Consider the following 13,326-nt stretch of genomic DNA (forward strand, 5'->3'; position numbering starts at 1 on the left):
TGAGTGAGCAACCTGTCGCTCGATTTTTCAGATAATGCGTTTCAACCTCTGGCCGCCCGTATGCGGCCAGAAAATTTAGCGCAGTACATCGGTCAGCAACATCTGCTGGCTGCGGGGAAACCCTTGCCGCGCGCTATTGAGGCGGGGCATCTGCACTCCATGATCCTCTGGGGGCCACCCGGCACCGGAAAAACCACGCTCGCTGAAGTGATCGCCCGCTATGCCAACGCGGACGTTGAGCGCATCTCGGCGGTCACGTCGGGGGTGAAAGAGATCCGCGAGGCGATCGAGCGGGCGCGACAAAACCGCAATGCCGGACGTCGCACCATTCTGTTTGTCGACGAAGTTCACCGCTTCAACAAGAGCCAGCAGGACGCCTTTCTGCCGCATATTGAAGACGGTACGATTTTCTTTATCGGCGCCACCACGGAAAACCCGTCGTTTGAACTGAATTCTGCTCTGCTCTCCCGGGCGCGCGTGTATCTGCTTAAATCGCTTACCACGGAAGATATCGAAAAAGTTCTGACGCAGGCGATGGAGGACAACGCGCGTGGTTACGGCGGACAGGATATCGTTCTGCCGGACGAGACGCGTCTTGCTATCGCCGAACTGGTTAACGGTGATGCCCGTCGTGCGTTGAACACGCTCGAAATGATGGCCGATATGGCCGAAGTGGACGATGCGGGCAAGCGCGTATTAAAGCCTGAACTGCTCACCGAAATTGCCGGTGAGCGTAGCGCGCGCTTCGATAATAAAGGCGATCGTTTTTACGACCTCATCTCTGCATTACATAAGTCCGTGCGCGGCAGCGCTCCGGATGCGGCGCTCTACTGGTATGCGCGTATCATCACCGCCGGTGGCGATCCGTTATATGTCGCGCGTCGCTGCCTGGCGATTGCGTCAGAAGATGTCGGTAATGCCGATCCACGCGCCATGCAGGTCGCTATTTCCGCCTGGGACTGCTTTACCCGCGTCGGGCCTGCGGAGGGCGAGCGTGCCATTGCGCAGGCAATTGTCTATCTGGCTTGCGCACCGAAAAGTAACGCGGTGTATACCGCCTTCAAAGCGGCGATGTCGGATGCACGTGAACGTCCGGACTACGATGTGCCGGTTCATCTGCGCAATGCGCCAACCAAATTGATGAAAGAGATGGGTTACGGGCAGGAGTATCGCTACGCCCATGACGAACCCAACGCCTACGCCGCCGGCGAGGAGTATTTCCCTCAGGAGATGGCACAAACCCGCTATTATCACCCCACAAACAGAGGTCTTGAGGGTAAGATTGGCGAAAAGCTCGCCTGGCTTGCCGGACAGGATCAAAATAGCCCTATAAAACGCTACCGTTAGTTCAATCGTTGCGGTAATGTTGGCAATATATCTCTGTGGCCGCAGGCTGTGGTCACTTTTTCCTTTTTTAATTCGATAAGCACAGGATAAGCATGCTCGATCCCAATCTGCTGCGTAATGAGCCAGACGCAGTCGCTGAAAAACTGGCACGCCGGGGCTTTAAGCTGGATGTAGATAAGCTGCGCGCTCTTGAAGAGCGTCGTAAAGTTTTGCAGGTACAAACAGAAAATCTGCAGGCAGAGCGTAATTCTCGATCGAAATCCATTGGCCAGGCGAAAGCGCGCGGGGAAGATATTGAGCCATTACGCCTGGAAGTGAACAAACTGGGTGAAGAGCTGGATCAGGCGAAAGCTGAACTGGACGTTCTTCAGGCTGAAATTCGTGATATCGCTCTGGCGATCCCGAACATTCCTGACGACAGCGTCCCTGTCGGCAAAGACGAAAACGACAACGTTGAAGTGAAACGCTGGGGTACGCCTCGCGAATTTGACTTCGAGGTGCGCGATCACGTGACGCTGGGCGAAATGCACGCGGGCCTGGACTTTGCGGCTGCGGTTAAGCTGACCGGTTCTCGCTTCGTGGTAATGAAAGGTCAGATTGCTCACCTGCATCGCGCGCTGGCGCAATTTATGCTGGATCTGCACACCGAGCAGCATGGCTACAGCGAAACCTACGTTCCGTATCTGGTTAACCACGATACGCTGTACGGTACAGGCCAGCTGCCGAAATTTGCCGGCGATCTGTTCCATACCCGTCCGCTGGACGAAGAAGCTGACAGCAGCAACTACGCGCTGATCCCAACCGCGGAAGTGCCGCTGACCAACCTCGTGCGTGATGAGATCATCGACGAAGACGATCTGCCAATCAAACTGACTGCGCACTCTCCATGTTTCCGTTCTGAAGCCGGTTCTTACGGTCGTGATACGCGCGGTCTGATCCGTATGCACCAGTTCGATAAAGTTGAGATGGTGCAGATCGTTCGCCCGGAAGAGTCTATGGACGCGCTGGAAGAGATGACAGGTCACGCAGAGAAAGTGCTGGAGCTGCTGGGGCTGCCATACCGCCGTATGGCGCTGTGCACCGGTGACATGGGCTTCGGCGCCTGCAAAACCTTCGACCTCGAAGTCTGGGTGCCTGCGCAAAACACCTACCGTGAAATCTCCTCTTGCTCTAACGTCTGGGATTTCCAGGCGCGTCGTATGCAGGCGCGTTGCCGCAGCAAGTCCGACAAGAAGACCCGTCTGGTTCATACCCTGAACGGTTCTGGTCTGGCGGTTGGCCGTACGCTGGTTGCCGTGCTGGAGAACTACCAGCAGGCAGATGGTCGTATTGAGATCCCTGAGGTGCTGCGTCCTTACATGAAAGGCCAGCAGTTCATCGGCTAATATTTTGCTGCAAAACAAAAAAGCGCCTCAGGGCGCTTTTTTTATATCTTTGATTTGATACGACGCAATATTCCCTCCCTCTAAAGTAGTAATACTCCTCCGAACGAAAGTTAGCATAAAACACCTGTAACGAAGGAATTCGTTATATATAAAACTACATAGCGGTATGCGCCGCCTCTCTTTTCTTTGTGAGCAACCAAAGTGAGTCTTTATGAAAATCAAAGCGCCTGAAGCGTTAATGGCTGCCGAGGTCACTCGCCGTGGGTTGATGAAAACCACGGCAATAGGTGGTCTGGCGGTTGCCAGCAGCGCCTTTACGCTTCCTTTTACCCGTCTGGCGTCGGCGGCGGAGGCTCTGTCTCCCGCTTCAGCCCCGGAAAAAGTGGTGTGGAGTGCCTGTACCGTTAACTGTGGTAGCCGTTGTCCCCTGCGTATGCATGTTGTGGACGGTGAAATCAAATACGTTGAAACCGACAATACCGGCGATGATAACTACGAAGGGTTACACCAGGTTCGTGCCTGTCTGCGTGGCCGCTCAATGCGCCGTCGCGTTTATAACCCGGATCGTCTGAAATATCCGATGAAGCGTGTCGGTAAGCGTGGGGAAGGGAAGTTCGAGCGCATTAGCTGGGACGAGGCCTACGATATTATCGCGACCAACATGCAGCGCCTGATCAAAGAGTACGGCAACGAATCCATCTACCTGAACTATGGCACCGGGACGCTGGGCGGCACCATGACCCGCTCCTGGCCGCCGGGTAAAACGCTGGTAGCGCGCCTGATGAACTGCTGCGGCGGCTATCTCAACCATTATGGCGACTACTCTTCCGCACAGATTGCTGCGGGCCTGAACTACACCTATGGCGGCTGGGCAGACGGTAACAGCCCGTCGGATATAGAAAACAGCAAGCTGGTGGTATTGTTCGGCAACAACCCGGGCGAAACGCGTATGAGCGGCGGTGGGGTAACCTATTATCTTGAGCAGGCGCGCGCCAAATCCAACGCACGTATGATCATCGTCGATCCGCGCTACACCGATACCGGCGCGGGGCGAGAAGACGAGTGGATCCCTATCCGCCCTGGTACCGATGCGGCGCTGGTCAATGCGCTGGCGTATGTGATGATCACTGAAAACCTCGTCGATCAGCCGTTCCTTGATAAATACTGCGTCGGCTATGACGAGAAGACGCTGCCAGCCAGCGCACCGGCTAACGGGCATTACAAAGCGTATATTCTTGGTCAGGGCAGCGACGGGGTAGCGAAAACCCCTGAGTGGGCATCCACCATCACCGGCATTCCAGTCGAACGTATTGTTCAGCTGGCCCGTGAAATTGGTTCAGCAAAACCGGCTTATATCAGCCAGGGCTGGGGACCGCAGCGTCACGCGAACGGCGAAATTGCCACCCGCGCTATTTCTATGCTCTCGATTCTGACTGGCAACGTCGGCATTCACGGCGGTAATAGCGGGGCGCGTGAAGGCTCGTATGAAGTACCGTTTGAACGTATGCCAACGCTGGATAACCCGGTTCAGACCAGCATCTCCATGTTTATGTGGACGGACGCGATTGAGCGCGGCCCGGAAATGACCGCGCTACGCGACGGTGTTCGGGGCAAAGATAAGCTGGATGTGCCAATCAAAATGATCTGGAACTATGCCGGTAACTGCCTGATCAACCAGCACTCAGAGATCAACCGCACCCATGAAATTTTGCAGGACGACAAGAAGTGCGAAATGATTGTGGTGATCGACTGCCACATGACCTCATCGGCGAAGTATGCCGATATTCTGCTCCCAGACTGCACCGCCTCTGAGCAGATGGATTTCGCGCTGGACGCCTCCTGCGGCAACATGTCCTATGTGATCTTCACAGACCAGGCCATCAAACCGCGCTTCGAGTGCAAAACTATCTATGAGATGACGTCCGAGCTGGCGAAACGTCTTGGCGTTGAGCAGCAGTTCACAGAGGGGCGTACTCAGGAAGAGTGGATGCGCCATCTGCACGAGCTCTCACGCAAAGCCATTCCAGACCTGCCGGACTTCGATACCTTCCGCAAGCAGGGCATGTACAAGCAGCGCGATCCGGAAGGGCATCACGTGGCGTATAAAGCCTTCCGCGACGATCCGCAGGCCAATCCGCTGACCACGCCGTCGGGCAAAATCGAGATCTACTCCGAAGAGCTGGCAAAAATTGCCGCAACGTGGGAACTGCCGGAAGGGGACGTTATCGATCCGCTGCCGATCTATACGCCTGGCTTCGAAAACTACAACGATCCGCTGACGGAGAAATTCCCACTTCAGTTAACCGGTTTCCACTACAAAGCGCGTGTTCACTCCACCTACGGCAACGTTGACGTTCTGAAAGCGGCCTGCCGACAGGAGATGTGGATCAACCCGATGGATGCGAAAGCGCGCGGCATCAGTAATGGCGATCGCGTACGTATCTTCAACGGACGTGGCGAAGTGCATATCGAAGCTAAAGTGACTCCGCGCATGATGCCTGGCGTTGTCGCGCTGGGGGAAGGGGCCTGGTATAACCCGGATGCGAACCGTATCGATCAGGCGGGCTGCATCAACGTTCTCACTACGCAGCGTCCATCGCCGCTGACGAAGGGCAACCCATCCCACACAAACCTCGTTCAGGTTGAAAAGGCGTAAGGAGTAACCGATGACAACCCAGTATGGATTTTTTATTGATTCCAGCCGCTGCACCGGGTGTAAAACCTGCGAGCTGGCCTGCAAGGATTATAAAGACCTGACCCCGGACGTCAGCTTCCGTCGTATTTATGAATACGCGGGCGGCGACTGGCAGGAGGATAACGGCGTCTGGCATCAGAACGTCTTCGCCTATTACCTGTCGATTGCCTGCAACCACTGCGAAGATCCGGCCTGCACCAAGGTCTGCCCGAGCGGGGCAATGCACAAGCGCGACGACGGTTTTGTGGTGGTGGACGAGGATGTCTGCATCGGCTGTCGCTACTGCCACATGGCCTGCCCGTACGGCGCGCCGCAGTATAACGCGGCTAAAGGCCACATGACCAAGTGCGACGGCTGCCACAGCCGCGTGGCGGACGGCAAAAAGCCCATCTGCGTCGAGTCCTGCCCGCTGCGCGCGCTGGACTTTGGCCCGATTGAAGAGCTGCGCAAAAAACACGGCCAGCTTGCTGCGGTCGCGCCGCTGCCGTCTGCGCACTTCACGAAGCCGAGTATTGTGATTAAACCTAACGCCAACAGCCGTCCGACGGGTGACACCACCGGCTACCTGGCAAACCCGAAGGAGGTGTGAGATGGGAAGTGGATGGCATGAATGGCCGCTTATGATCTTCACGGTCTTTGGGCAGTGCGTGGCAGGCGGGTTTATCGTCCTTGCGCTGGCGCTGTTAAAAGGGAACCTCAATGCTGAACAGCAGCAGCGTTTAGTGTTGAGCATGTTTGGCCTGTGGGTGTTGATGGGGATTGGGTTTATCGCCTCTACGCTGCACCTGGGCTCACCGATGCGCGCGTTTAACTCCCTGAACCGCGTAGGTGCCTCTTCGCTGAGTAACGAGATTGCCAGCGGCGCAATCTTCTTTGCAGTTGGCGGGCTGGGGTGGTTACTGGCAGCGCTGAAAAAGCTGCCGTCAGGGTTACGTGCGTTGTGGCTCATCGTCACCATGGTACTGGGCGTTGTCTTCGTCTGGATGATGGTCCGGGTGTACAACACCATTGATACCGTTCCGACCTGGTACAGCGTCTGGACGCCGATGAGCTTCTTCCTGACCATGTTTATTGGCGGGCCGCTGCTGGGTTATCTGCTTCTGCGTGTAGCTGGCATTAATAGTTGGGCGATGCGCCTGCTGCCCGCGGTCTCGCTGCTGGCACTGGTCATCAGTACCGTTGTAGCGCTTATGCAGGGAGCGGAGCTGGCGACGATTCACAGCTCTATCCAACAGGCTTCGGCGCTGGTACCGGATTATGGTTCTCTTATGGCCTGGCGTGTGGTGCTGCTGACGGCGGCGCTGGTGTGCTGGATTGCCCCTCAGCTTAAAGGTTACGCGCCTGCGCTACCGTTGCTGTCTCTGGCCTTTGTGCTGGTGTTGGCAGGGGAGTTAATTGGTCGCGGCGTATTTTACGGTCTGCATATGACGGTCGGTATGGCTGTCGCCAGCTAATTTTAGATTTTGTTATAAAAAGCCGGGACATAGTGCCCGGCTTTTCTTTTTTCATTCATGAAATTTTTCGACTGATGTTTCGCTGTTAAAATTCCCGGAAATAAATAAAAACAAATAGATAATTAATATTGGTAGCAGGCTTTGCATTAGCAGGATGAGTTTTTTAAATCGACAAGGCGCATATCGTGCGTGACGCCTGAATCGGTGGATTGACTTTGTTTTTGCCAGTGGCATGATGCGCACGAAATCTGAACTTCCTCACGGTTTTTAATCCATGACCACCTATACCCGCCCGGTGCTTTTGTTGCTCTGTGGCCTGCTTTTGCTGACCCTGGCGATCGCGGTGTTGAACACACTCGTCCCGCTATGGCTCGCCCATGAAAACTTACCAACCTGGCAGGTGGGTATGGTTAGCTCGTCCTTTTTTACGGGCAATCTGCTGGGCACCTTATTAACGGGCAGCCTTATTAAGCGCTTTGGTTTTAACCGCAGTTATTATCTGGCGTCACTGATCTTTGCCGTCGGATGCGCCGGTTTAGGACTGATGGTCGGCTTCTGGAGCTGGATGGTCTGGCGCTTTATTGCGGGCGTTGGCTGCGCCATGATCTGGGTGGTGGTTGAAAGTGCGCTGATGTGCAGCGGCACGTCCCGTAATCGCGGGCGTCTGCTGGCGGCTTATATGATGGTTTACTACGTCGGTACCGTTCTGGGACAACTGATGGTCAGCAAATTCCCAACCGACCTGATGAGCGTTCTGCCATGGGTAACAGGGATGGTGCTGGCCGCAATTCTGCCGCTGCTCTTTACCCGTATCGTGAACCAGAGCAGTGAGCATCAGGAGGCCACGCACGTTTGGCCGATGCTGAGACTGCGTCAGGCGCGCCTGGGGATTAACGGCTGTATTATTTCCGGGATTGTGCTGGGGTCGCTCTATGGCCTGATGCCGCTCTATCTCAACCATCAGGGCGTCAGCGATTCCGGGATCGGTTTCTGGATGGCGGTGATGGTCAGCGCGGGGATTGTCGGCCAGTGGCCGATTGGCCGCCTGGCGGACCGCTTTGGTCGTCTGCTGGTGCTGCGCGTCCAGGTTTTCGTGGTCATCATGGGCTGTCTCGCCATGCTCAGCAACGCCGCGATGGCGCCTGCGCTGTTCATTCTGGGGGCTGCGGGTTTTACGCTCTATCCGGTCGCGATGGCCTGGGCCTGTGAGAAAGTTGAGCATCACCAGCTGGTGGCGATGAACCAGGCATTGTTGCTGAGTTACACCATCGGCAGTTTACTGGGGCCGACTTTTACCGCTATGCTCATGCAAAATTACTCTGATAATCTGCTGTTTATCATGATCGCCAGCGTATCGTTTATTTATCTGTTAATGCTGCTGCGCAAAGCGGGCGAGCACCCAACGCCAGTGGCACATGCCTGATTAAATAAAAGCCTGTCGATGACAGGCTTTTTTGTCCCTGTCACATATAAGACTTTTACTTATTGTGAGTTTTTACTGCCTGGCGATAATTCAAATGAGTTCTACCACTAAAAGGCAGCAATCATGTCTACTCGTCGTTTTTCCACTACCGCACTTGCCGTAGTGTTGGCTTTAACGTTTGCAACGGCTCCGGCCATGGCTAATCCAGGAAACGGGAATGGCGGTGGTCACGGAAACGGTGGCGGACAAGGTAATAGCGGCAATCATGGTAACGGGAACGCTGGTAACCATGGTAATAAGCACAATACCGGCCAGGATAATCCAGGAAAATCGGATAAGAGCTTTAAAAACAGCAACGATGTTGGTCATGATGTTGACGTCCGCGTGAGCTTCGATCATGCCCGCCATCTGGCACTGAATTACGGCTTAACGGGCTACGACTCTCTGCCTCCGGGTATTGCGAAAAACCTGGCGCGCGGTAAGCCACTGCCTCCGGGCATTGCGAAGAAAACCGTGCCAGCCGATATGCTGGGTCAGCTTCCTTCTTATCCGGGCTATGAATGGCGCGTGGTGGGTGACGACCTGGTCTTAATTGCGCTGAGTACCGCGATTGTGACTTCCGTGATTAACGGCGTCTTTAAATAGAATATAAAAAGGCCCGGTTTTCACCGGGCCTTTTCGTTAATACATGACCTTGTGGCCATACTGCTCAAGAATACCTTTGACGCGCTCCATCGTCTCTTTTTTCGGCGGCTTCACGCCATCGAGCTTGTACTCTTCACCCATTGCCACCCATTTGTGTTTACCCAGCTCGTGATAGGGCAGGAGTTCAATTTTCTCCACGTTACCCATATCCCGGGTAAATTCGCCCAGACGATGTGCAGAATCATCATCATCTGACCAGCCCGGTACCACCACGTAGCGGATCCAGGTCTTGACGCCTTTGTTGGCAATGTATTTGGCAAATTCCAGCGTACGGTGGTTTGAGACGCCAACCAGATTCTGGTGGATCTCATCGTTCATCTGCTTGAGATCGAGCATCACCAGATCGGTCACTTCAAGCAGTTCATCAATAACCGGATCGTAACGGCGCACAAAGCCGTTGGTGTCGAGGCAGGTATGAATACCCTCTTTATGGCAGGCGCGGAACCAGTCGCGCACAAATTCAGCCTGAAGAATAGCTTCACCGCCGGATGCCGTCACGCCACCACCGGACGCGTTCATGAAGTGGCGATAGGTCACCACCTCTTTCATCAGATCTTCAACGGTGACTTCTTTGCCGCCATGGGTGTCCCAGGTGTCACGGTTATGGCAGTACAGGCAGCGCATCAGGCAGCCCTGGAAGAAAGTGATAAAGCGGATCCCCGGGCCATCGACGGTGCCACAGGATTCAAAGGAGTGAATGCGACCAATAATTGACATTGCGGTGATATCTCCGAATTTGGCCCATCCGGGGGCCTATGTAGATGCACAGCTCAAAGGCTATGTCGAGTCTGTTTTGGCTGTTATCCATTAAGTATAGATAGCGGACAAAAGAGACTGATGAAGCGAGGGTGTTAAAAAGGCCCCACTTGCGTGGAGCCTTTATTGTACGCTTTTTAACGCGTGATTTCAGTCAATTCCACTTACATGGACTGAGTGAAAGTACGGGTGATAACGTCCTGCTGCTGTTCTTTCGTCAGGGAGTTAAAACGTACTGCGTAGCCTGATACACGAATGGTCAGCTGAGGATATTTCTCAGGATGTTCCATCGCGTCGAGCAGCATTTCACGGTTCATCACGTTCACGTTCAGGTGCTGACCACCTTCAATGGACGCTTCATGGTGGAAGTAACCATCCATCAGACCCGCGAGGTTAGTTTTACGTACTTCGTCGTCTTTACCCAGCGCGTTTGGCACGATAGAGAAGGTGTAAGAGATACCATCTTTCGCGTATGCAAACGGCAGTTTAGCAACGGAGGTCAGAGAGGCAACCGCACCTTTCTGGTCACGACCGTGCATTGGGTTAGCACCTGGGCCGAATGGCGCGCCAGCACGACGACCGTCTGGGGTGTTACCGGTTTTCTTACCATACACAACGTTAGAGGTGATGGTCAGAACAGACTGAGTCGGGATAGCGTTACGATAGGTAGTGAGTTTCTGAATTTTCTTCATGAAACGTTCTACCAGGTCAACCGCCATGTCATCAACGCGAGCGTCGTTGTTACCAAACTGCGGATATTCGCCTTCGATTTCGAAGTCGATAGCCAGACCATCTTCGTCACGAATTGGTTTAACTTTCGCATATTTGATTGCAGACAGGGAGTCAGCTGCAACGGACAGACCTGCGATACCACACGCCATGGTGCGAACGACGTCACGGTCGTGCAGCGCCATCAGAGAGGCTTCGTAGCTGTACTTGTCGTGCATGTAGTGGATGACGTTCAGCGCAGTGACATACTGCTTAGCCAGCCAGTCCATGAAGTGATCCATGCGCTCCATCACTTCGTCGAAGTTCAGAAGGTCGCCTTTGATCGGTTCAGACTTAGGACCAACCTGCATTTTCAGTTTTTCGTCAACGCCGCCGTTGATTGCGTACAGCATGGTTTTCGCCAGGTTTGCACGCGCACCGAAGAACTGCATTTGCTTACCAACAACCATTGGGCTTACGCAGCACGCGATAGCGTAGTCGTCGTTGTTGAAGTCCGGACGCATCAGGTCATCGTTCTCGTATTGCAGAGAAGAGGTGTCGATGGACACTTTAGCGGCGAATTTCTTGAAGTTCAGTGGCAGTTTTTCAGACCACAGAACGGTGATGTTCGGCTCCGGAGAAGGACCCATGGTGTACAGGGTGTTCAGGAAGCGGAAGCTGTTTTTGGTTACCAGAGTACGGCCATCTACGCCCATACCGCCGATAGATTCGGTTGCCCAGATTGGGTCACCAGAGAACAGCTCATCATATTCTGGAGTACGCAGGAAACGAACCATACGCAGTTTCATGACCAGGTGGTCAATCATTTCCTGAGCGTCTTGCTCGGTGATTTTGCCTGCTTTGATATCGCGTTCGATATACGCATCCAGGAAGGTGGATACGCGGCCGAAGGACATTGCTGCACCGTTCTGAGACTTAACCGCGGCCAGGTAGCCGAAGTAGGTCCACTGGATAGCTTCCTGAGCGTTGGTTGCAGGACCAGAGATATCACAGCCGTATTTAGCCGCCATCTCTTTGATCTGACCCAGCGCACGGTGCTGTTCAGCAATCTCTTCACGCAGACGGATAGTCGCTTCCAGGTTTACGCCGTTTTCCAGGTCAGACTGGAGAGAGACGAACTGCGCGTATTTGTCTTTCATCAGGAAGTCGATACCGTACAGCGCAACGCGACGGTAGTCACCGATGATACGGCCACGGCCATAGGCATCTGGCAGACCGGTCAGAACGCCAGATTTACGGCAGTTCAGAATGTCTTTGGTGTAAACATCGAATACACCCTGGTTATGGGTTTTACGGTATTCGGTGAAGATTTTTTTCAGCATTGGGTCCAGCTCGCGGTTATACGCTTTGCAGGAACCTTCAACCATTTTAATGCCACCGAACGGGATGATTGCGCGTTTCAGTGGTGCTTCAGTCTGGAGACCAACGATTTTCTCAAGGGCTTTGTTGATGTAGCCAGCATCGTGAGAAGTGATGGTAGAAGCAACGGAGGTGTCAAAATCAACTGGCGCGTGAGTGCGGTTTTCCAGTTTAACGCCTTCCATTACGCTGTCCCACAGCTTGGTGGTTGCATCAGTCGCACCAGCCAGGAAGGATTCGTCACCTTCATACGGGGTATAGTTTTTCTGAATGAAGTCACGGACGTTGACTTCATTCTGCCAGTCACCTTTCGTAAAACCTTCCCAGGCTGTGGCTAACTTTTCATTAAGCTCGGACATGTAACACCTACCTTCTTAAGTGGATTTTTTATTTACTGCCTGAGACAACCATTAATGATGATCGCCGCCACGCAGGTAAATGACCCAGTATGTCAACCCAACTAACAGACCCCCACCGATAATGTTCCCGATAGTGACGGGGATCAGGTTATCAGTAATGAAATTCATAATAGTCAGGTGTGAAAAACTTTCCGGGGTTGAACCAACAGCAGTCCAGAACTCCGGGCTTGCAAAGTTGCGGATAACAATCCCCATCGGGATCATGAACATATTCGCAATACTGTGCTCAAAGCCGCTGGCAACAAACATCGCAACCGGCAGAACCATAATCATGGCTTTATCCATCAGGCTACGACCAGAGTAGCTCATCCAGACCGCCAGGCAGACCATCAGGTTTGCAAGGATGCCGAGAGCAACGGCTTCGATAAATGTATGGTGCATTTTGTGGTCGGCGGTTTGCAGGACGTTAAGCCCCCAGCCGCCGTTGGCGGTCATGTACTCGCCAGAAAGCCACATCAACAGAACAAAGAGCAGACAGCCAATCAGGTTGCCAACGTAGACGTTGAGCCAGTTGCGCCCCAGTTGACCCCAGGTAATTCTTCCGCTGGCTTTTGCCACAACAATCAGCACCGTTGAGGTGAAGAGGTCGGCGCCGCAGATGACGCAGAGGATCAGGCCCAGTGAGAAGCAAATACCACCAATCAGTTTCGCTATGCCGAAAGGCATCCCGGCAGTGCCGGTGGTGGCTGTGATATAGAAGACGAAAGCGATGGAGATGAACACCCCAGCCGTAATGGCCAGAAAGAACGTCGTCATCGGATGTTTCGTTGCTTTGTAGACACCCGCTTCTTCGGCAACTTTCGCCATCGCAGCGGGGAGTAATAGATCAAAAGGGTTGTCAGCTTTCACACTAACTCTCTCTTTATTAAGTCGGCGACGAGATACTAACAAAGCATTATAGAAGAGAAATTGATATAGATCATATCTCGCCTGGCCTATAGGCCCGCAGTGTGTGTGGTTTTACAGCAAAAGCGGAGTAAGTATTTGATTATCCGTATAAAAATAAATTTTAAAAGTTATGAAAAGAGTTGAATTTTTTCCTTCAGCCTCCCGT

The 13,326-nt window shown here is 53.6% G+C and carries 10 protein-coding genes; 7 read left to right on the forward strand and 3 right to left on the reverse strand.

Annotation, left to right across the window (positions count from 1 at the left end; translation table 11 throughout):
• Positions 1-3: 3 nt before the first annotated feature.
• The 7 genes from rarA to L2Y28_RS07300 all read left to right on the forward strand — a co-directional run bounded on the left by rarA (position 4) and on the right by L2Y28_RS07300 (position 8,949).
• Positions 4-1,347 (forward strand): replication-associated recombination protein RarA, encoded by a 1,344-nt coding sequence (gene rarA / locus L2Y28_RS07270; protein ID WP_022647619.1) that lies wholly within the window; start codon positions 4-6, stop codon positions 1,345-1,347.
• A gap of 92 nt (positions 1,348-1,439) precedes the next feature.
• Positions 1,440-2,732, forward strand: coding sequence for a serine--tRNA ligase (gene serS / locus L2Y28_RS07275; RefSeq protein ID WP_003858266.1), 1,293 nt, complete (start codon positions 1,440-1,442; stop codon positions 2,730-2,732).
• 211 nt (positions 2,733-2,943) lie between these two features.
• Complete coding sequence (gene dmsA, locus L2Y28_RS07280) at positions 2,944-5,388, forward strand: dimethylsulfoxide reductase subunit A (protein ID WP_022647620.1); 2,445 nt, start codon at positions 2,944-2,946, stop codon at positions 5,386-5,388.
• A 10-nt stretch (positions 5,389-5,398) separates the two neighbouring features.
• Positions 5,399-6,016 carry a DMSO/selenate family reductase complex B subunit gene (locus tag L2Y28_RS07285; RefSeq protein WP_017384545.1) on the forward strand — a complete coding sequence of 206 codons (618 nt, stop codon included), beginning with the start codon at positions 5,399-5,401 and terminating at the stop codon, positions 6,014-6,016.
• A gap of 1 nt (position 6,017) precedes the next feature.
• The gene (locus tag L2Y28_RS07290) at positions 6,018-6,881 is read left to right on the forward strand and encodes a dimethyl sulfoxide reductase anchor subunit family protein (protein WP_022647621.1); all 864 of its coding nucleotides are present in this window, start codon (positions 6,018-6,020) and stop codon (positions 6,879-6,881) included.
• A 274-nt stretch (positions 6,882-7,155) separates the two neighbouring features.
• Entirely contained in the window at positions 7,156-8,304 is a 1,149-nt protein-coding gene (locus tag L2Y28_RS07295; protein ID WP_022647622.1) for an MFS transporter, read from the forward strand.
• Between the two features lie 123 nt (positions 8,305-8,427).
• Positions 8,428-8,949, forward strand: coding sequence for an anti-virulence regulator CigR family protein (locus tag L2Y28_RS07300; protein WP_022647623.1), 522 nt, complete (start codon positions 8,428-8,430; stop codon positions 8,947-8,949).
• Between the two features lie 36 nt (positions 8,950-8,985).
• Here the strand turns inward: L2Y28_RS07300 and pflA are convergent, their stop codons facing one another.
• The 3 genes from pflA to focA all read right to left on the reverse strand — a co-directional run bounded on the left by pflA (position 8,986) and on the right by focA (position 13,121).
• A complete protein-coding gene (gene pflA / locus L2Y28_RS07305) occupies positions 8,986-9,726 on the reverse strand; it encodes a pyruvate formate lyase 1-activating protein (protein WP_003858250.1) in 741 nt (246 codons plus the stop codon).
• 203 nt (positions 9,727-9,929) lie between these two features.
• Positions 9,930-12,212, reverse strand: coding sequence for a formate C-acetyltransferase (pflB, locus tag L2Y28_RS07310; RefSeq protein WP_022647624.1), 2,283 nt, complete (start codon positions 12,210-12,212; stop codon positions 9,930-9,932).
• A 51-nt stretch (positions 12,213-12,263) separates the two neighbouring features.
• Positions 12,264-13,121: a formate transporter FocA gene (gene focA / locus L2Y28_RS07315; RefSeq protein ID WP_017384832.1), complete on the reverse strand. Its 858-nt coding sequence runs from the start codon at positions 13,119-13,121 to the stop codon at positions 12,264-12,266.
• Positions 13,122-13,326 lie beyond the last annotated feature (205 nt).

Source organism: Enterobacter sp. JH25, from assembly GCF_021725435.1.
GTDB lineage: Bacteria > Pseudomonadota > Gammaproteobacteria > Enterobacterales > Enterobacteriaceae > Enterobacter > Enterobacter intestinihominis.